Here is an 18,399-nt window from a genome sequence, read left to right as displayed (position 1 = left end):
AACGTCCTTCCCGGGATTAAGGTTGCTGAGCTTAATGTAGGGTTGAGGATTAACGATTTGAATAACGGATGCCGCTTACATGCAACATTATTTTTGCGTGCAAATCTAGCTTTGTTCTTTGCTTACTGGCTGCACCATAAAATACGCGCCACCCAATCAAGTTCCTGGGCGGTGATAAAGCGGTCTTCATAGGCTGGGTTCAGCGATTTAAGCTCAACACCAAGTGCGCCGCGGCGGACCAGTTCCTTGGCCATGACTTCGCCCTCGATGGTTTTAACCACAACCCGGTCATGGGGGCGGATGTTTGACGCGGGGCTAACAATGATCAAATCCCCATCGCGAAAGACCGGTGCCATGGAATCGCCTGCAATGCGCAGCCCATAAGCGGTTGGGTCATGCATGGCGGGGAATGTAATGTCTTCCCACGCGCCGCCAACCGGATAGCCCGCATCATCGAAATAGCCACGGTTGCCCGCCTGGGCAAAGCCAATCACCGGAATGCGCCCGGCACCATTGCCGTCAACAAGTTCGGAAAACTCGCGAAAACTGACATCGGTTACCGAAAGTACTTTTGAAATGCTTTCGGTCGATGGCCAGCGGGTTTTGCCCTGACTTGTGGTGCGTTTGGATCGGTTAAAGGTCGTTGGGTCCAACTGTGCCAAACGCGCCAATCCCGACGGTGTTAAACCGTGGTCGGCAGCAATCTGATCAAGGGCGGCCCAAATTTGTTGATGTCGGATCATGCGATATTCTAACAGGAAGAAAAGAGAAAGCGGAAGGAATTAATTCCTCACCTCTGGAGGCAGTGGGTGGAGCTTTGCGCGACCTAGCGCACATCTCTTAATCTGAGAAAGGAATCCGCAAATGGAAGAGGTGCTATTGTAAAAAGTAGACTATTCGCAGAAGAAACTGGTTTTGCGGTATCCATCGACAATATAGTCGCCCCCAGTTTTTTTAGCGGTCAGTGTGTGAATGCAGGAATCTGAATACGGGATGTAGGTGGTCGTTGTTGGCCCGGAAACCGCCGTCATTCCACTCGTTATGACCTGCCATTGATAGGCGCGTCTTCCGTCATCAAGCTCGATTACGTTGATGGGGGGACCGTAATCGAGCATGGGTTCTTTTATTGATTTACCGATATAGCTGTTCATCATTTGGCTGGTGCAACTTGCCAAGACGAATAGCCCTAAAAACACGAGTGCTCTCATATCGATTTCCCCCCTTCGATAACGACACAAAATCATCTCATACTCTTGCTGTAAAATCGACCTCATAGAGAGAATTACGGGTGATGCGCGCACAGAGTATGGTTATGGGATGTTCTTATAAAAGAGGGAAATTAATCCTAGTTGTATGCTTGATGTACCCCAACGTCCTAAGTGCGTTTGAAATCAAACGAGACCGGATGTTCGATCTGACGCACGGCAATGCGCCATTGCAGGAATAACAATGCGGGCAGCGGAAAGCTGATCATGGGAGTGTTGGCAAAGAAAAACCTGCCCTGAATGTCAGGGCAGGTTTCAAGATCATCTTTGAGATTGGTAACGGTTTAGAATGGCATCGAAACGCGGATTTCGAGCGATGATGTGTCGGCGTCATCATCGTCATTGGCAATCGACATCATGTGGCTAAGCGCCAGTTCACTGGTCAGTTGACCGCTGTCAAAGCCAAGACCGGTTCGCATGCGCTGATTGCCAAATTCATTCAGGTTGCTGGCAAAGAACGGTTTGACGATGCCTAGATTGCGTCCTTTATCGTCATGGAGCGCAAAGCCATAGGTCACTGTGCCGCCGATGGTGTATTCGGTGTAATCGGTTCGTCCCGCAAGGTAGCTTGCCTCAAGCGCTGCATTCAGGCCGGTGTTCCGATCAGAAAGCCGCACGCCGCCGCCGATGTTAACGGCCATTGCATCATCGTTGATTTCATCGGTGAAATCATAAACGATTTCGGCGTCGGCAAATGGCGTTATCGCAAGGCTGTTTGTGGGGTGAAGGTCATAGGATGCCTCCAGCGACGGGGTGATCTGGCGGGTATTGGACCGGATGGTTCCGACGGCTGTGCCGTTGCTTTCGGTATAGCTGTCGACTGTCTTGTGGGCGGCGATCACGCCAACCGACGGTGTGACGGCAAAGTATGGCAACTCGGTCAGCGGGGTAACGCGGTAAGATCCCCTAAGGGCGGCGTACCACAATTGGGACTCCGTCTTGCCTTGCACTGCACGGTTGTCCCGCGCGGTGTCGATATTACCCTGGCCAAATCCTGCTTCGGCGACGACAGTAAGATTATAGATCGGGCGGTAAATCGCATAGGGCGAAACGACCCAGCCTTTTTCTTCGTAGGTGCCGGAATTGAAGCTGGTCGTCAGGTTGGTGTCATTATAGCCCAGTGACACACCCGCCGTGAGCGCCGGGGCAAAACTGTAATCGAGCCCGATATTATATCCCCAGACATCGCCGTCATACCGGTTGTCAGTTGTGCCGGAAACATAATCATTATCAAGCGAGGTAAAGGACCCATGGCCCCAAACGGTGAAGGGGGACGGGGTGTTTAACGCCGACCGTCCGTCCATCGCGTTTGTGCCGCCGTTCATACCCTGATCCGTCGGGCCAAGGCCAAGTGCCGTTAAGCCCGCACCGGTCGAGCTGTCAAAACTGCCCATCATGGCCATCCGGCGCAGTGCATCACCGCCATCGGTGATGCTGTTGCTGTTGCGAGTGCCGTTGTTATCGGAAAAGGGCGCGGTCAGGTTGCCTATGAGGTTTGTTGTATCGTCGTCCGTCGGGCTATCTGCGCCATCACCTGCAGTACCAGCGCCGCCAGCGCCACCAGCTGCACCCGATCCGGCGGCCCCGGTGACAGCGGAAACGCGCGCGCCGATATTCTGCTGGATCACAGTTGTTTGCGAGCGTGAGACCGAGGAAATCGCGGTTTTACTGGTGGTTTCGTCTGAGGTGTTTGAGTCTGTGCTCAGCGCGGTACAGGTGACTGCGAAGGTCATATTTGCAGAACCTGACGGGTCATTTAAAATAAGTTTTGCGTTCGAATCGGTCGTGGTTGCCGTATAGGTAAAGACTTTGAAGGCACCATTTGCGAGCGCTTCGCCATTTACCCCGCCAGAGGTAATGAATGGCGTTCCGTCGCTGTTATCATATGCAATGCCGATATTTACCGAACTTCCTGATGAGTTCTGAGCGGTAAACGAATAGCTGTCCCCCGTATTTCCCTGTCCCGTGAGCGACAGTTGGGAATAGGTGTTGCCATTAACTGTCGCGCAAATGTTCGCTGCCCCATGAGCACTTGTCGTCAGAAAAGACGCGCCCGATAGCCCTGCTATGACAGCAGAAGCAGCAACAATACGGTTGCGCTTTTCATAGGTAAAAATACTCATGGTTTCCCCTAAAATCCACTTTTTCAACGTTGGGTGTAGAGGGGTTGACAGTGCTTGTCTATAGGAACCGTTCGGGGGGCATGTCTTTTCTTAATTATTGATTTTAAAAAGGTTCTTCTTCTTGAGCACGTGCGACACGGAAAGAGTGAACTGTTACAGCTTGGGAATATGATCCACTACCAGCAGATTCTTTGCGCAACGGCGCGCTACCATTGGTTGTGTACCGGAAGATGGCCGAAATGCGCCGCTTTGTCGGAAAGCGGGAATCGCATCCTTTCAGGCTGTTTTTGAAAAATAGGAAATTAATCCTTTACATAAAGAACAAAAGGGGATTATAGCTTGTGCATCAACACCGGAATTGCATCCGGAGGTCGCAGCGATTTTATCGAGTTGGGGCATAGAACGGCTTGCACAGCAGCCGTCACAGTATGTAGCGCCCGGCTTTTGATGGCTTCGCGATAAGGGGAAATCACTGATCACCACGCATTTCAGGCGCATGGATATGCCATGCGTCAACGGTCGATCACATCCTGTTTTTGGCGGTTGGCGTACGTTTTGGGCGTGCCGGTGTTGAGATGGAGTTCAACAAGCAGGAGGGCGACGTGACCGAACAACGACTTTTTCCAAAACCGCTTTCTGAGCGGCCCATTACACGGTTCGCCAGTGCCGAACAGGCGTGGTTTTGGTTTGTGCGCTGTCAAACCGCACGGATCGAAGGGGCGCGTGTGGTTGCCGATGCGGGCGAGGTGGTTCGTCCGTGTGATCCCGATGATGTTTATAACGCGGTGATGCGCCTGGCGCGCGACGGGGTTTTAACCAACCGGCATTTGCAGGTCCTTGAATATTATGGATTAATTGAACGTGCACCCGATCCGCGCGATGCCCGCGAAAAGCCGAAATATGACCTTTGGTGTGCGACCATGGACGCGCTTGAGCCGGTCTTGGTGGCCCGCGATATTGTCGAGGTACGCCCGCCGGAAACCTTTCACGATGAAGACGTCATGATGGAAATGATCGGGGATTTATCACCATGCGGAACGTGACATTTCGGGGGAATCCTGGCGAAAAAAGCGATGCGGTTGTGGGCCGTGCCGATGTTCGCGGCATGGCACGCAATTGGGCGGAACAATCTGCATCCGGTCGGGAGGTTTCGGTTCTGGTGGTGTTTGGCGACGCCCCGGAAAAGAAGCTTTTGCGCTTGCTAAAGCCCGGCTTTCGCCATTGTTTTGTTTTGATTTCCGGGGCGCGGGCCGGGGAATGGATTTGCCTTGATCCGCAAAGCCATCGCATCCGATGTGAAAGCTGGTGTTATTCACCGCTGTTTGATCCGGCATCTTATTACCGGGCGATTGGATATCATTGTATTTGGGCGTCTTATCCGGCGTCGGTCGCCCATCATATCCGACTGGGCCCGATGAGCTGTGTTGAGCTGATCAAGCGGCTTTTGGGGGTTTCCGGGGTTTGGATCATCACGCCATGGCAGCTTTATCGTGCACTTGTTAAGCGCGGTGAAAAGACGCTGACATCGGGGGATGTGCATTTTTCTGAAAAATGTTCTTGATTTGTTCTTTTTAATGTGACATAAGAGACAAATCAACACCACAACTGCGCCCGCACGGCTTTTGGCCTTGCGGGCTTTTTGTTTTGGGCGGCGCAGAACGCGACCCGCATCGGCAGTGATGTCGGGACCGCCCAAACAATCACCAAAATAATGACCCGAGCATTCAACCCCCCGCGCACTTAACCAAAAGGAGGCCCCGATGGGCAGTTTGTTTTCAACGCCAAAGCCGGCGGCCCCGGCCGCACGACCATCGGCGCAACCCGCACCACCCAGCGAAAGCGAAAGTGCGGAGGATGCCGCACGGGCAGCACGGCAAGAAGCGTTGGAGCGTCGGTGTTATGGCCGGGCGGGCCTGATTGCGACGGGGCATCGTGGCTTGTTGTCAGATCGGATTAGCTCGGCGGTGAACGGGGCGGCGGGCGGTAAAAACCTGTTGGGGGATTAGGCATGGCACGCAGATCAAAGCGGACGCGTCACAATGGGGCATCTGGTCGAGGCGGTAACGCAGCAGTGCATGCAAGCATCCGCGCCGGGGAAAATGGGGGAATTGGATTGGAACACCACCAAACCAAAGACACGACCAATGCCAATACGGTTACCAATACGGTCGGCACCAGCCAAGCTGGATCGACCGGCGTCGCGGGGCAATCGAAGGCCAGCGGCGATAAGCGTGAGATTTCGATTCCCGCCCTGCGTCACCGTTATCAAAAGGCGCTGGGCCAGCGGCGCACATGGTTGGCCCATTGGCAGGAATGTTATGAATTTGCCCTGCCGCAACGCAACGGGGCAGCAACCCAAGCCAGTGGCAGCAAACGACTGGATCGGGTGTTTGATTCAACTGCCCCCGATGCAGTGGAACAATTGGCAGCCAGTTTGATGGCGGAAATCACGCCGCCGGCAGGGGGGTGGTTTGACCTTGATCCGGGTGGCAACGTCGCGGACGAAGATCGGCAAGTGTTGACCGCGCAATTGCGGCGGGCGGTTCGCATTTTGCAGGGGCATTTTGATCGGTCCAATTTTGCGGTCGAAATGCATCAGGCATTTTTGGATTTGGTCACGGCGGGCACGGCCTGTTTGCGGCTTGAAAGTGATGATTTCAAAAGCCCGTCGGCCTTTCGTTTTGCCGCCGTTCCGCTGCGTGATCTGGTGTTTGAAGAACGCGCCAATGGCAAAATGGACGCGGTGTTTCGCAAAATGGACCTGACCCGGTCCGACATCTTCGCCAATTGGCCCAATGCCAAATTGCCGATGGCGGTTAAGGATAGTGATGACGCGCAAACGGGCGAAAAACGTTACGGCGTGATTGAAGCGGTAATGCCCTATGCCGATGGGCGACAAGGGTATTGTTTATGCGTGTTTTTTGCCGATGCGACGGGCGAGAACAGTATGTCGACCGGTGATGAGGTTTTGCTGCGCGATCATTTCGATGTGTCGCCGTATATCGCCTTTCGCTGGATGAAGGCACCGGGCGAGGTTTATGGACGCTCCCCGGTGATGAAGGCGCTGCCCGATATCAAAACCGCCAATAAGGTGGTGGAACTGGTGCTTAAAAACGCCTCCATCGCGGTGACCGGCATTTGGCAGGCCGATGATGATGGGGTGCTTAATCCGGCAACCATTCGCCTTGTGCCTGGCACGATTATTCCAAAGGCGGTCGGGTCGGCGGGGTTAAAGCCGCTTGACGCGCCGGGTCGGTTTGATGTGTCGGACTTGGTACTTTCGGATTTGCGCGATCGTATCCGGCGTTGTTTGCTGGCCGATCGATTGGGGCAGGTTGATCAACCGGGCATGACCGCGACCGAGGTGCTGGAACGTGCGTCGGAAAATGCCCGATTGTTGGGGGCGACCTATGGCCGGTTGCAGGCCGAATTACTGTATCCTTTGATTCGGCGCGCCTTGTTCATCTTGGCCAAGCGCGGCGAACTTCCCGACATTCCGATTGATGGGGATGTGGTGGTGTTGCGCCATGCCGCCCCGTTGGCCCAACTGCCCAAACGCGTGCAGGCCGCACAGGCCCTTGATTGGTTGTCGCGTATTGCCGGTCTTGGCCCGGATGCGATGAACGAGGTTGATGTGCCCGCCATGGTTCATTGGCTGGCCGATCAGTTTGGCGTGCCTGACCATTTGTTGCGCCCGGTTTTGCCACCTGAAATTCAGGCGTTTGACGGACCAGTTTCCGACATGCAGGAGGCCCCATGACGAACGCAACTGAAAGTGCCAACGGCTGGAACTGGTTTGATGCGGCGGGCGAAGAACCAGAAGCCATTAGGGCCAAAGAGATTGATCATTGGCAGGCATGCTTTGCAACGCCTGCCGGGCGGCAAGTTCTGCGGGATCTGGAGCGGCAGTTTATCCAAACCTCGCTGGGTCCGGCGTCAAACAATGCCGCCCTTTGGATGCGCGAAGGACAGCGCGGCTTGGTGTTGCAGATGATGCGCTTGGCGCAGGCCATCGATATTGGCCAAACCGATAAAGCGTCAAATGCAGGCAAACAAAATAGTCAGGAGACAGCGGTATGACACACAGCGTTTTAAGCAACGATACCCTGTTGTCCCCGGATGGTGTTGGCGCGCAGACAGCGGATGCTTCCGCGCTAGCGCCGGGGGATGGTCCGCTTTTGAACGCCACCCCTTTGGATGGGGGCAATCCGGCGGATGAAGCCCTGACCAGTGATGCGGCAGAGGTTGCTGACCCCGCTGGGCAAGAGGGGCTTTTGGAGCCGGAACTCGTTGCGGTTGATCCCGATTTGGTTCCGGAAAGGCCAGAGGATTATGCGCTGAACCTTGATGAAAATCTGGGGGATGCAGATCCGGCGTTGAATGCGCGGTTGCATGCGGCGGGGTTTAACAATGCCCAGGCCCAGCTTGTTTATGATCTGGCTGGGGAAATTATCCCGACCATGGTCGCGCAGGTCCAACAGGCCGGACAGCGCGCCACAGATCGTGCCGCCTTGGTCGCGGAATTTGGCGGTCCGGAAAGCTGGAAGGCACTGGCACCCAAGATTGAAAAATGGGGCCGTGAAAACCTGCCCGATGCCGCCTTTGATGCGATGTGCCAAACCGCAAGTGGTGTGCGCGCCCTGCATCGATTGATGACCGGGGGCCGCGAAACCGGATTGGGCAATGCAGGGGCATCAGACGCCCAATCCGATACACGGTCGGATATCCAGCGCAAAATGAACGATCCGCGCTATTGGCGTGACCGGGACCCCGTCCTCATTGCCGAGGTCCAAGCCGCCTTTGCCCGTATGCGAGGTTAATCTTTGGCGTTGGTGTGCGTTGCCCCGTCTGAGAAATGCGGGGTCGGTTGCTCTGCTGCGGTTGGATAAATCGACACGGCGACGGGGCTGTGTCCTGCCTCAATCGCGGCATCGACCATCAGCATGATGTCACGCAGATCGTCACTTTCAAGCGGGATGCCATTCTTGGGCGAGCAACCACCATTTAGAGCCAGCTCAGACGCCGATGGTTTGGCCGGGGCTGTTGATGCCGTTTCTGTGTCGGTTGCCGGTGCAGCATCATCTGCTTTGGCACGACGGAGCATCAAGGATGCGTGATCGTCGCGGTTTAGGATGATGTCGCCTTTGGTGATGCTGTAATCGCCAAGATAATCGACAAGGTCGCCGTCACGGATGGCATCGCTGCAGAACGGGAAAATATCAAGCGGACGGAACCGATCCCCGTCACGCAGCCAAAGGGCAACCGCACCGCTTTCGGTCATAATTTGCAGGGCAACGGGCGCACCTTTGCTTAAGCCGACTTTATCAAGCTTGGCCTGAAGGCGCTTTGGCAAGGTGACAGGGGCCTTGGGGGCTTCGCCAAACAGCAGGCTAATGCGATGGGTAACGTCTTTGAAATAGGCCGGGATCGGGGTGAAGGGCAGCGCAAAATATCCTGCCGCACCGATACCGATCAGGGCAATCAAGGCAAACAGTATTTTACGCACGACACAGCTCCAACTCAAATTCTGATCTAACGGGGAAAATGCTTAAGGATGCGCAAAAGGCCCAGCTTAGCTGTTCAATCTTACCACCCCAAAGGCACACATGCCGCCAATTAAACGCCCAAGAATGACCAAAAGATGACCGGGTCGGGGTCGAAATAAGGCGGGGCTGCCTTTTTCATCATCGCCGCACAACAGGACCAACCAAATCAAGGGGAAACCACACAATGAGCGATACGATTGATCAAAGTTTTGTCGACCATTTTCAGGCCGATGTGCATCAGGCCTATCAACGGATGGGATCGAAGTTGCGCAATACGGTGCGGGTTAAAAACAGTGTGAAGGGCGCGACCACCGTTTTTCAAAAAGTCGGTAAGGGCACCGCCACCACCAAGGCCCGCCACGGCAAGGTGCCGGTGATGAATGTCGACCATGAAGCCGTGCGCTGTGATCTGCGCGATTATTACGCCGGTGACTGGGTTGATGCGCTTGATGAGCTTAAAATCAACCATGATGAAAAAATGGTTCTGGCCAATGCGGGCGCCTATGCACTGGGCCGGAAAACAGATGAGCTGATCATTAATGCCCTGACCGCGACGGCGGATGTTTTGCCCGACAATACCGATGGCATGACCTTGGATAAGGTCATGATGGCGTTTGAAGGATTGGGCGAACGCGATGTGCCCGATGATGGTCAACGCTTTGCAATTGTTGGTTGGAAACAATGGTCTGAATTGCTTCAGATCGACGCGTTTTCGCGCTCTGACTATGTCGGGGATGATGATTTGCCCTGGAAGGGAACACAAGCCAAACGTTGGCTCGGGACCCTTTGGATGCCCCATTCGGGCCTTCCGGTGGCAAGCGGTATTCGGTCTTGTTTTTGGTATCACCGCACGGCGATTGGCCATGCGATTGGCTCGGAAGTTCAGTCTGATATCACTTGGCATGGCGATCACGCAGCGCACTTCGTCAATAATTCCATGAGCCAGGGTGCAGCCCTGATTGATGGCGATGGCGTGACCTGCATTCAGGCGCAGGAATAACGCGCAGACTTACCCCGGTTTCTATTCAGTATGCCGCGCGAGATTCCCGCCTTCGCGGGAATGACTGGCGGTTCATGCGTCGGCTTTGGGCACCGTCCCCCCCCGCGCAGAGCCTGTGCCCGCGAAGGCGCGGTACGGAGGCCTCGCGCCGTAAACGCCCAACCTCATAACGATCAAACAAACAGGAGCTTCTGATGGCAGAAGGTTTTAAGGCCCGGAACCTGAGCGTTCTGGCCTATGCCAATGGTTTTACCCTTTGGCATTATATCACCCCGGATGTGGCCGCGGATGTTGATACGTCGGGCTATTTTGCAGATGCGCGCGATATGTTGCGGGTGGGTGATTTCATCATCGCCAACACCAACCGCGATGCCACCATTTCAGGCGGCATGTTCGTTGTGGCGGCTTCGGGGGCGAATGGCGTTGATGTTCGCGACATGACCGCGATTGGCACCGGTAATACGGATTAAGCCAAAGCACGCCGCCAAAACCGCATTTCCTCTTTCATCTTTTCCCTTTTCCACCCGCCTCGGCAGCAAGCGTTGCCGGGGTTTCTTTCGTTCTAACAACGGGATTGTATATGTGTAACTGCAACAAAATCACGATTTGTACTGAATTTGATCCGGTTCAGATTGCCGGCCTTCAGGTGCCGATTGCCTCGATCCATGCGTTTGCGACCCAGATCGTTCCGGACGGCTATCTGATCTGTGATGGTTCGGAAGTCTCGCGGACGGACTATGCCGACCTTTATGCCGCCCTTGGCACCGTATGGGGCGAGGGCGATGGCACGACCACGTTTAATATTCCAGACCTTCGCGGCGAATTCCTGCGTGGTTTTGACGCGGATCGTGGTGTTGATGCGGATCGCCAGTTTGCCAGTGCGCAGGCCGACATGTTTAAGCAGCATGGCCATACGTCGTATTACAGCTCTCACTACACAGGATACGGCACAGGCGGAAATTCATGGGCTTCCAATTTCGCATCTGAACCAGGCCATCCGGCGAACGCCAATATGCGGACGACCATTGAATTTATCTCCGACTCACTTGATGCGTCGGCAGGTACTGAAACCCGTCCACGTAACGTGGCGGTGACTTATGCGATCAAGGCAGCCAATCCGGCTTCAGCCTGATATCCCAAACCCTTAAGTCAGCATCTTTTCCTTCTTCAAACTCCCCCGGCAGCGTGCGTTGCCGGGGTTTTCTTTTGACCAACCAAGGAGACTGCCCATGCAAGGTTCTACCCCAATGGAATGCGAAATTTTGAACGTCATTCAAGGGGCCGGCATCTGGCCTGACTGCGATGATAAAACCCAATTGCTGCAGGCCATCGAAACCCTGATTTCGGCCGGCGGTTCTGGCAGTGGCAACACCGTCGTGATCGGCAGCGAAATCGGCACCGTTTCGGCCTTTGCCATGCCAACCGCCCCGGAAGGCTGGCTTGTCTGTGATGGTTCGGCCGTGTCGCGCACCGATTATGCTGATTTGTTTGCTGCCATTGGCACGGTTTGGGGCCACGGTGACCAGATCACAACCTTTAACCTGCCGGATTTGCGCGGTGAGTTTGTTCGTGGCTTCGACGATGGTCGTGGTGTGGATGAAGGGCGTGTGTTTGGTTCGACGCAAAGTGACGAAATCTCCAGTCATGACCATGGCTTCGCAGATCAACTCGGTGCAGCAACTTATAGTAGCGACGGATATATCGTGGCTGGTGGACCTCCGATAAACCAGTTGCTGACCAACTCCGTTACCGACGCATTTGGCGGATCTGAAACCCGCCCACGCAACGTCGCGATGACTTATGCGATCAAGGCGTTTTATCCGACTGCGCCGTCGGGTCAGTAAGTCGTCTAACCCAAATCTTTTTCGTCTTTGTTTGCCCCGGCGAGTTGGTCTCGCCGGGGTTTTTTATGCCTAAAATGGAGAATACATATGCAGTGTTTGAGCCCTGTTGAAAGTGAAGTTCTGAACGTCGTTTTGGCGGCAGATATCGTTCCGAACCGGATGGATGACACACAGCTGTTGCAGGCCCTTGAAAGCCTGTTTGGCGCTGGTGGTTCTGGTGGCGGTTCCGTCCCGGTTGCAACCATTTTGCCATTTGCCGGAATGAGTGCGCCGGATGGCTTTATGCTGTGTGATGGCGCCGAACTTCTGGCGAATGAAAACGTCGATCTGTTTTCTGCCATCGGCACCACCTATGGTACCGGGCAGGCACCGGGCAGCTTTAAGCTGCCAGACCTTCGCGGTCGTGCGCCGATTGGTACCGGGCAGGGTGACGGTCTGACGGAGCGAGTGATCGGTTTTATTGGTGGTGAAGAGGTCCATCAGCTCACTGTTGACGAGATGCCGCGCCACCCGGGACACATCGATGCAGGGGTGGGGCAGTCCGGCGATAATGCTGGTTCATCTTCAAGTTACAACGGGATTTTTGAGGGCGGTGATCAGCCGCATAACAACATGCAGCCTTATCTGGTGGTGAATTACATCATCAAGGTTTGATGATTTTCGGGGTCCGGTTCGCCGGGCCCCGTTTTTGTTTGGGGGATCAAATGGCGTTAAGTGATGTGGCCCTGTGTGCGCGTGCGTTGGTGATGATCGGGACGGCGCCGATTTCATCGTTTGAAGAAGACAGTGCGGAAGCTGAAATTGCTCGGATGCTGTATCCGGTTATTCGCGATGGCATGTTGGCGGGCTATCCCTGGCGGTTTGCCGCGCGCAGCGCATGGTTGGCACAGTTAAGCCGACAGGCAAAGGCCGAGGCCGATGAAACATCTGCGTCGCCGACACGTGGATCAAACTTGTTTGCACTGCCCGGCGATTTTATTCGGTTGCTGTCGCTTGAAACCGATGGTGGGAAAATCGGGCGGTTTGAGCTGCGTGATCAAGCGGTTTTGTGTGATGCGGGGTCGGCGCATCTGACCTATGTCGGGCGGCTACCCGAGGCGCGGTTTCCGGCCTGGTTTGATCTGGCCTTGATTGCGCGGTTGGCGGCCGAGTTTTGCCTGCCACTGACCGAAAGCAGTTCGCGGGCGGAATATCTGTTTAAACGGTCCGAGGACCAGTTTCGCGCCGCCCGCCTTGCTGATGCGCAGCAATCCACCCCGCATGCGATTGATGATTTTTCGCTGATTGCGGCACGGGGGTAGGGGCAGAACCTGTTTGGCGAGATTCCTGCCAGTGCTGGAATGACGGCGTTGCATTTCATGGTTTGGGCATCGTCATACCCGCGCAAGCGAGGATCTAGCGCCGCAGAGCAAAAGCCCGATTTAACACGCATTTATGCCAATGACAGGAGCCCCAGATGGCACGCCGCGTTCTTGAGAAAAACACGTTTTCGACCGGGGAGCTGGCGCCGGAATTGTGGGGGCGGTCGGATTTGAATGCCTATGCCAATGGCGCAGCACGGCTGCGTAATGTATTTATTGAGCCGTCTGGTGGAGTGCGGCGCCGGCCGGGCATTCGGTTGCTGGGCAAATTGCCCGGTCCGGTGCGGTTGATCGCGTTCGAGTTCAATACAGAGCAGGCCTATATTCTGGCGTTTGGCGATTATGAGGGGCTGGTGTTTAAGGACGGGGTGGCGACCCATTGGTTTGAAACCCCGTTTGGCGTGCAGCACCATGATCTTTTGAACTGGACGCAAAGTGCCGACACATTGTTGGTCGTCCATCCGGATGTCGCCCCCATGCGCTTGACCCGCACCGCGGATAACAGCAATGCCCCATCGGGCGGATGGGTGATGTCGCGATGGGTGTGGCGGGTCACGACCTTTAAGACCTGGCATCCCTATTACAAATTTGGCGAGCCGGCATTGGCGGTGAAGCCATCGGGGATCAGTGGCACGGTGACGATTACGGCCAATGCCGATTTGTTCGTGGCGGGACATGTTGGGACGTTGTGGCGGGTGCAGGGGATTGAGGGCGAAATCATCACGGTGATTGATGCGCGCACCGCGAAATTCGCGTTAAAGCAGCCGCTGCCAAATGCCAATGAAACCAACGACTTTGAAGAACAGGCCTTTTCGGATGTGCGCGGGTGGCCGCGCAGCGTGACCTTTCATCAGGACCGTATGGTGATTGGCGGATCGCGCGATTTGCCCAACCGGTTGTGGATGTCCAAATCGGGGGATTTGTTTAACTTTGACCTTGGCGAAGGGTTGGATGACGAGGCGATTGAATTTGCCCTTTTGGCCGATCAGGTCAATGCGATTACCGGCGTGTTTGCCGGGCGGCATTTGCAGGTTTTCACCAGCGGGTCGGAATGGATGGTAACCGGTGATCCGTTAACACCGGCCAATATTCAAATCACCCGCCAAACCCGGATTGGCAGCCCAAGCGACCGTACCGTGCCCCTGGTCAATATTGACGGGGCGACGGTGTTTGCCGGGCGCGGTGGGCGTGAAATTCGTGAATTCCTGTTTACCGATGTTGAGCAAGCTTATGCGTCGGCGGATTTGGCATTGCTGTCACGCCATCTGGTGCATCAGCCAAAGGATCAGGCCTATGACGCGGATCGGCGGTTGCTGCATGTGGTGATGGCCGATGGCAGCCTTGGCACATTGACCCTGTATCGCAGTGAAAACATCACCGCCTGGTCATCGCAATCGGTCAAAGACAGCCGGTTTCACGCGGTGGCGGTGTCGGGGCGGGATGTTTATGTCGCGGTTCACCATCCAAATGGATATTTCCTGGGCGTGTTTGATGCGGATTTGGGGCTTGATCTGGCGATCCACCAACATGTTGACCCGGGGCAGGCACCGCGCCGTCATTGGGGAAACCTTGATGCGTTAAGTGGTCAAACGGTTGCGTTGTGGGCGGGCGGGCAATTGATCCCCGATCAGACCATTGGCGGTGGAACCGTGACGGTGCCCGCAGATATTGGTGCGGTTGATGCGATCAGTGTCGGTTTGCCCTTTACCCACGAAATTACCGCCCTGCCACCGGCCGCGTCGGACGGCACACGCCCGCATGGAGGCAACGCGGTGCGGCTGATTTCGGCGACCTTGCGACTGCAAAAGACCGGGCAGCTTCGCATGGATACGGGTCGGGGCCTGCGCGATGTGCGGCTGCCGGTGTCTTTGGCGGGGACTGTTGATAGGACTGGTGATGGGACCGGTAATGGGGATGTTGGCGCAGATGGCGCAGGTGGCGTAGATGCACCGCACGGGCTTTATAGCGGGGATATCACCCTGCGCAGTCTGGGGTGGCGGCGCGGCAGCGGCGGGACGATCAAAAGCGGATTATGGCGGATTGCCGGGGACCTTCCCCGGCCTTTTTTATTGCTGGGTGTGGCAAGTGAATTGGGGGTGAATGACTGATGGGTGGATTTTCATCAATTGTACCAATGGCAGCATCGGCGTTGCAAACCGGGCAGCAGATTTCGGCCAATCAGGCAAGGCAGCAAAATGCCGTTGCCCAAACCGAAGCCCAACGCAAAGCCGACCTTGCGGCGGTTGCCGCCGCCAATGCCGAGCGCGACGCCAAACGTGCCGAGGAACTGCGCATCCGTAAGGCGCAAATTCGGGCCCGGCAAGGCGCATCGGGCATGATGGCCGGTGGTGCGGGATCGGCCAGCGCGGTCTTGGCTGGATATGACACGGTTGCGGCACGTGAAGGCGCACGCGATGACGCCAAAACCGCACGGTCGCGCCGCCAAATCAATCAAGATGCCGATTGGCGCGAAAGGTCGCTTTTGCGATCCGCACAGGATGACACGGTGGCCCGGTTAAGTGCGTGGTTTGCCCGACGCGATGGGTGGAGCAACTAACCGAATAGGCATATCGAATTGCGGTAAATCAGGGGACGGAGGGATCAGGGATATGGGGGCGGTTTTTACCAATCAGGTGACGGCATCGGTCGGATATAAAGGCGATGGCCTGCGCAAAAGCTTTCCGTTTGGGTTTGATGTGTTTGATGCCGGGGATGTGCAGGTTTCAGTCAATGGCAGCGTTGTGACGGGCGGATTGCACATTGCGCTGTCCAGTGGCGATACCGGAACCGGCGGCACGGTTGTCTTTGAAACGCCACCCGCATCGGGGGCCGATATCATCATAGCCCGGGTACTGAAATTGCGCCGTTTGAGTGCCTATGGCGCGGTCGGCAGTCCGCGCGGGGATGCGATTGATCGCGATCTGGATTATCTGACCGCCGCCCTTGGCGATGTGGACCGCGCCCTTGGCGGGGCGTTGCGCCTGCGGGAACCCGATTTGGATCAGGCATCGATGACGTTGCCAATGATTGATGCCGGGCGGGCCTTGGTGTGGAACGATGCGGGTAATGGGTTGTCGAACGGCCCCAACGCCACGGAAATTGCGCAAGCCGAGCAAAACGCGGTTCTTGCCAGCACGGCCGCCAACCGGGCAGAAGCGGCGGTGATCCGGTCAGAAACCGCGCAAAAGGCCTTTGTGCAAAATGATGCGGGGGCGGTGCTAAACCTTGATTTTCGCAGTCAGAACCTTTTGGGCTGGGAAGATGAACGGCGCATGCCGGTGATCGATACGCCGACCAATCGCAGCATGGATATTCGCGAAACCGGATCGCTGGTGCGGTTGTCAAACGGGGCGCGTTTAACCTTGCCGGTGGCGAGTGTGGCGCGCAACGGGGTGCGGTATCGGGTGTTTAACGGGGATGGCACGCAGGTCGATATCATGGCGGCCAGTGGCGATGTGATCAAACCGGTTTGCGGTGCTGCGGATACAAACCTTTATCGCCTGCCAATTCGCGGCGATGTGGTGGATGTGGTCTGTGATGGCGGGAAGGGCGGCGCTAATGGGGCGGAGGGCACGAATGCACGGTGGTTTGCCGTGCCGGTGCGTGAAAGTGGCCCGATCGTCAAATTGCTGCGGACTGCGCGCCAAGATATACCGGCCGGGGGCGCGTTTTTGATCGAATGGGATCAGGTGATTGAGGATAGCCACGGTCTTTATGACAGCGCACTTCATGGCATTAAGGACCTGATGCCGGGCTTCTATCATGTTGATGTTGGCGTGAAATTCCCGGTCACCGACGAGGTGGTGATGGCGAACCTGTATCTTGAACGGTTGGCCGGGGCTGGAACAGGAACAGGTGCAGGAACAGGAACAGGTGCCGGGGCTGGGGTTTGGTCGACCCACCTGCAATCATCGGACATTACCGCCATTGGCACGGGGGCGTATCATACCTTGCGGCTTAGTGGGGTGGCGCGGATTGATGCGGGTGGGACAAATGGCCTTCGGGTTCGGTTGATCCATAGTGACGCGACCACCCGCCAGATTGGCGATAGCAGCCTTTTGACCTGGTTTCACCTGCACCGCATTGGCGGATAGCACGTTATCGGTTTCCAATACGCAGATTTTAACCATAAGGAGCGCATCAGATGGGATTGCGTTATCAGCCGCTTTCGGCCTGTTTGACGTTTCGCCGGGCCAGCACAAAGCTTATCTTTGGCCGCGATGGCGTGCTGCAAACCCGCGCCATTGATGTGCCGGGGGATGATTATGATGCGCTTGGTCGGGCCAAGGGGCTTTTGATCGAAGGGGCGGCGACCAATTTGCTGCGCTATTCGACGGCATTTTCAAATGGTCTTTGGCAAAAGGATGCCGGTGTTAGCGTTACCGAAAGTGCGATTGCCGCGCCGGATGGCAGCATGACGGCGATGGTGCTTGATCTGGCAGGTGGTGCCGGTGACGCAAATGGCCTTTATCAGACTGTCGGCGATTTGGTCGTGGGCGAAACATACAGTTTTGCGGTATGGATGCGGGCGGTTTCGGGCACGGTCGACATTACCCTTGGCGGGATTGATGGCGCGTCACCCCGTGGCTTTACGGTGGATGAAAAATGGCAACGTGTCTCGATAACTGCACCGGCGTCGGACAGCACGCGCTATCTTAAAATCAGTGCCGATGGGGGAAACGTTCCGGCGTCTGTGGTTATTTGGAATGCGCAGCTTGAACGCGGCGTGACCCCGACCAGCGACATCATCAGTGATGGCATTCCCGCCAGCCGCGCGGCCGATGATGTGCGGCTTGATCCGGGTGATTGGTTCGCGCAAGGGACCGGGACGTTTGTGTTTGATCTGTCCTTGCCACCCGCCTGGGATGGTATTTGGCGGATTGTGCAGCTTTATTCCACAAGCTTGAATGATGATCATCTTGATCTTGGCTATGACAGTGCGGCCGATCAATTGCGGGTGAGCTTGCGCAAAGATGGCACCTCCATCGTGACCCAGTCACTTTACGGCAGGCTGACACCCGGAACCGATGCACGCATTGCGCTGGCGTGGGAAGATGACGGGATTGCGGTTGGCCTGAATGGCGCTGTCTTGCGGTCGCCAGATGGCTTTGCCATGCCGCGCAATTTAACCAACATCGTGCTGGGAAGCTTTGGCGGCAGCGACATGGCCTTAAACGGGCATGTGCGCAATTTGTCCTATTGGCCGGAACGGCTTTCAGACGCTCGGATTTTGGCACTTTCGGCTGTGTAAGGATGGGCG

20 protein-coding genes are annotated in these 18,399 nt (G+C 56.0%); 16 read left to right on the top strand and 4 right to left on the bottom strand.

The window, feature by feature from the left end; all coding sequences use genetic code 11:
• Window positions 1-122: 122 nt before the first annotated feature.
• The 3 genes from HCZ99_RS06435 to HCZ99_RS06425 all read right to left on the bottom strand — a co-directional run bounded on the left by HCZ99_RS06435 (window position 123) and on the right by HCZ99_RS06425 (window position 3,388).
• Window positions 123-743 (bottom strand): S24 family peptidase, encoded by a 621-nt coding sequence (locus HCZ99_RS06435; RefSeq protein ID WP_167446137.1) that lies wholly within the window; start codon window positions 741-743, stop codon window positions 123-125.
• 150 nt (window positions 744-893) lie between these two features.
• On the bottom strand, window positions 894-1,208 hold the full coding sequence (locus HCZ99_RS06430; protein ID WP_217701468.1) for a hypothetical protein: 315 nt from the start codon (window positions 1,206-1,208) through the stop codon (window positions 894-896).
• 341 nt (window positions 1,209-1,549) lie between these two features.
• Complete coding sequence (locus tag HCZ99_RS06425) at window positions 1,550-3,388, bottom strand: autotransporter outer membrane beta-barrel domain-containing protein (RefSeq protein WP_167446136.1); 1,839 nt, start codon at window positions 3,386-3,388, stop codon at window positions 1,550-1,552.
• A 602-nt stretch (window positions 3,389-3,990) separates the two neighbouring features.
• Here HCZ99_RS06425 and HCZ99_RS06420 point away from each other — a divergent pair.
• The 6 genes from HCZ99_RS06420 to HCZ99_RS06395 all read left to right on the top strand — a co-directional run bounded on the left by HCZ99_RS06420 (window position 3,991) and on the right by HCZ99_RS06395 (window position 8,208).
• On the top strand, window positions 3,991-4,431 hold the full coding sequence (locus HCZ99_RS06420) for a hypothetical protein (protein ID WP_167446135.1): 441 nt from the start codon (window positions 3,991-3,993) through the stop codon (window positions 4,429-4,431).
• Window positions 4,419-4,949, top strand: coding sequence for a hypothetical protein (locus HCZ99_RS06415; RefSeq protein ID WP_167446134.1), 531 nt, complete (start codon window positions 4,419-4,421; stop codon window positions 4,947-4,949). The genes HCZ99_RS06420 and HCZ99_RS06415 overlap by 13 nt, the downstream gene beginning before the upstream one ends.
• Before the next feature lie 199 nt (window positions 4,950-5,148).
• Entirely contained in the window at window positions 5,149-5,394 is a 246-nt protein-coding gene (locus tag HCZ99_RS06410) for a hypothetical protein (RefSeq protein WP_167446133.1), read from the top strand.
• Window positions 5,395-5,396: 2 nt separating this feature from the next.
• Window positions 5,397-7,148 carry a portal protein gene (locus HCZ99_RS06405; protein WP_254869489.1) on the top strand — a complete coding sequence of 584 codons (1,752 nt, stop codon included), beginning with the start codon at window positions 5,397-5,399 and terminating at the stop codon, window positions 7,146-7,148.
• A complete protein-coding gene (locus tag HCZ99_RS06400; protein WP_175581428.1) occupies window positions 7,145-7,468 on the top strand; it encodes a Bbp19 family protein in 324 nt (107 codons plus the stop codon). Before HCZ99_RS06405 ends, HCZ99_RS06400 begins: the two co-directional genes overlap by 4 nt.
• The gene (locus tag HCZ99_RS06395) at window positions 7,465-8,208 is read left to right on the top strand and encodes a capsid assembly protein (RefSeq protein WP_167446132.1); all 744 of its coding nucleotides are present in this window, start codon (window positions 7,465-7,467) and stop codon (window positions 8,206-8,208) included. Before HCZ99_RS06400 ends, HCZ99_RS06395 begins: the two co-directional genes overlap by 4 nt.
• Here the strand turns inward: HCZ99_RS06395 and HCZ99_RS06390 are convergent.
• The gene (locus HCZ99_RS06390; RefSeq protein ID WP_167446131.1) at window positions 8,205-8,894 is read right to left on the bottom strand and encodes a hypothetical protein; all 690 of its coding nucleotides are present in this window, start codon (window positions 8,892-8,894) and stop codon (window positions 8,205-8,207) included. The genes HCZ99_RS06395 and HCZ99_RS06390 overlap by 4 nt on opposite strands.
• A gap of 224 nt (window positions 8,895-9,118) precedes the next feature.
• On the opposite strand from HCZ99_RS06390, the gene HCZ99_RS06385 reads away from it, so the two are divergent.
• From HCZ99_RS06385 to HCZ99_RS06340, 10 genes are all read left to right on the top strand, one after another.
• Window positions 9,119-9,934 carry a phage capsid protein gene (locus HCZ99_RS06385; protein ID WP_167446130.1) on the top strand — a complete coding sequence of 272 codons (816 nt, stop codon included), beginning with the start codon at window positions 9,119-9,121 and terminating at the stop codon, window positions 9,932-9,934.
• A gap of 194 nt (window positions 9,935-10,128) precedes the next feature.
• On the top strand, window positions 10,129-10,404 hold the full coding sequence (locus tag HCZ99_RS06380) for a hypothetical protein (RefSeq protein WP_167446129.1): 276 nt from the start codon (window positions 10,129-10,131) through the stop codon (window positions 10,402-10,404).
• A 110-nt stretch (window positions 10,405-10,514) separates the two neighbouring features.
• Window positions 10,515-11,066: a phage tail protein gene (locus HCZ99_RS06375; RefSeq protein ID WP_167446128.1), complete on the top strand. Its 552-nt coding sequence runs from the start codon at window positions 10,515-10,517 to the stop codon at window positions 11,064-11,066.
• Window positions 11,067-11,163: 97 nt separating this feature from the next.
• Complete coding sequence (locus HCZ99_RS06370) at window positions 11,164-11,778, top strand: tail fiber protein (RefSeq protein ID WP_167446127.1); 615 nt, start codon at window positions 11,164-11,166, stop codon at window positions 11,776-11,778.
• Window positions 11,779-11,865: 87 nt separating this feature from the next.
• A complete protein-coding gene (locus HCZ99_RS06365; protein ID WP_217701467.1) occupies window positions 11,866-12,432 on the top strand; it encodes a phage tail protein in 567 nt (188 codons plus the stop codon).
• Window positions 12,433-12,482: 50 nt separating this feature from the next.
• Entirely contained in the window at window positions 12,483-13,079 is a 597-nt protein-coding gene (locus tag HCZ99_RS06360) for a hypothetical protein (protein ID WP_167446126.1), read from the top strand.
• A 155-nt stretch (window positions 13,080-13,234) separates the two neighbouring features.
• Window positions 13,235-15,247, top strand: coding sequence for a hypothetical protein (locus HCZ99_RS06355; protein ID WP_167446125.1), 2,013 nt, complete (start codon window positions 13,235-13,237; stop codon window positions 15,245-15,247).
• Entirely contained in the window at window positions 15,247-15,696 is a 450-nt protein-coding gene (locus HCZ99_RS06350; RefSeq protein ID WP_167446124.1) for a hypothetical protein, read from the top strand. Before HCZ99_RS06355 ends, HCZ99_RS06350 begins: the two co-directional genes overlap by 1 nt.
• A gap of 52 nt (window positions 15,697-15,748) precedes the next feature.
• The gene (locus HCZ99_RS06345; RefSeq protein ID WP_167446123.1) at window positions 15,749-17,233 is read left to right on the top strand and encodes a hypothetical protein; all 1,485 of its coding nucleotides are present in this window, start codon (window positions 15,749-15,751) and stop codon (window positions 17,231-17,233) included.
• A 50-nt stretch (window positions 17,234-17,283) separates the two neighbouring features.
• Window positions 17,284-18,390, top strand: coding sequence for a phage head spike fiber domain-containing protein (locus tag HCZ99_RS06340; RefSeq protein WP_167446122.1), 1,107 nt, complete (start codon window positions 17,284-17,286; stop codon window positions 18,388-18,390).
• Window positions 18,391-18,399 lie beyond the last annotated feature (9 nt).

This window comes from Thalassospira lucentensis (assembly GCF_011806425.1).
Classification (GTDB): Bacteria; Pseudomonadota; Alphaproteobacteria; order Rhodospirillales; family Thalassospiraceae; genus Thalassospira; species Thalassospira lucentensis_B.
The sequence above is the reverse complement of the archived record's forward strand: the minus strand, read 5'-3'. Positions and strand labels throughout refer to the sequence as shown.

Coding starts and splice junctions, on each gene's coding strand:
- HCZ99_RS06435 (WP_167446137.1), bottom strand. CDS start 743: ATGATCCGACATCAACAAATTTGGGCCGCCCTTGATCAGATTGCTGCC.
- HCZ99_RS06430 (WP_217701468.1), bottom strand. CDS start 1,208: ATGAGAGCACTCGTGTTTTTAGGGCTATTCGTCTTGGCAAGTTGCACC.
- HCZ99_RS06425 (WP_167446136.1), bottom strand. CDS start 3,388: ATGAGTATTTTTACCTATGAAAAGCGCAACCGTATTGTTGCTGCTTCT.
- HCZ99_RS06415 (WP_167446134.1), top strand. CDS start 4,419: ATGCGGAACGTGACATTTCGGGGGAATCCTGGCGAAAAAAGCGATGCG.
- HCZ99_RS06410 (WP_167446133.1), top strand. CDS start 5,149: ATGGGCAGTTTGTTTTCAACGCCAAAGCCGGCGGCCCCGGCCGCACGA.
- HCZ99_RS06405 (WP_254869489.1), top strand. CDS start 5,397: ATGGCACGCAGATCAAAGCGGACGCGTCACAATGGGGCATCTGGTCGA.
- HCZ99_RS06400 (WP_175581428.1), top strand. CDS start 7,145: ATGACGAACGCAACTGAAAGTGCCAACGGCTGGAACTGGTTTGATGCG.
- HCZ99_RS06395 (WP_167446132.1), top strand. CDS start 7,465: ATGACACACAGCGTTTTAAGCAACGATACCCTGTTGTCCCCGGATGGT.
- HCZ99_RS06385 (WP_167446130.1), top strand. CDS start 9,119: ATGAGCGATACGATTGATCAAAGTTTTGTCGACCATTTTCAGGCCGAT.
- HCZ99_RS06380 (WP_167446129.1), top strand. CDS start 10,129: ATGGCAGAAGGTTTTAAGGCCCGGAACCTGAGCGTTCTGGCCTATGCC.
- HCZ99_RS06375 (WP_167446128.1), top strand. CDS start 10,515: ATGTGTAACTGCAACAAAATCACGATTTGTACTGAATTTGATCCGGTT.
- HCZ99_RS06370 (WP_167446127.1), top strand. CDS start 11,164: ATGCAAGGTTCTACCCCAATGGAATGCGAAATTTTGAACGTCATTCAA.
- HCZ99_RS06365 (WP_217701467.1), top strand. CDS start 11,866: ATGCAGTGTTTGAGCCCTGTTGAAAGTGAAGTTCTGAACGTCGTTTTG.
- HCZ99_RS06360 (WP_167446126.1), top strand. CDS start 12,483: ATGGCGTTAAGTGATGTGGCCCTGTGTGCGCGTGCGTTGGTGATGATC.
- HCZ99_RS06355 (WP_167446125.1), top strand. CDS start 13,235: ATGGCACGCCGCGTTCTTGAGAAAAACACGTTTTCGACCGGGGAGCTG.
- HCZ99_RS06350 (WP_167446124.1), top strand. CDS start 15,247: ATGGGTGGATTTTCATCAATTGTACCAATGGCAGCATCGGCGTTGCAA.
- HCZ99_RS06345 (WP_167446123.1), top strand. CDS start 15,749: ATGGGGGCGGTTTTTACCAATCAGGTGACGGCATCGGTCGGATATAAA.
- HCZ99_RS06340 (WP_167446122.1), top strand. CDS start 17,284: ATGGGATTGCGTTATCAGCCGCTTTCGGCCTGTTTGACGTTTCGCCGG.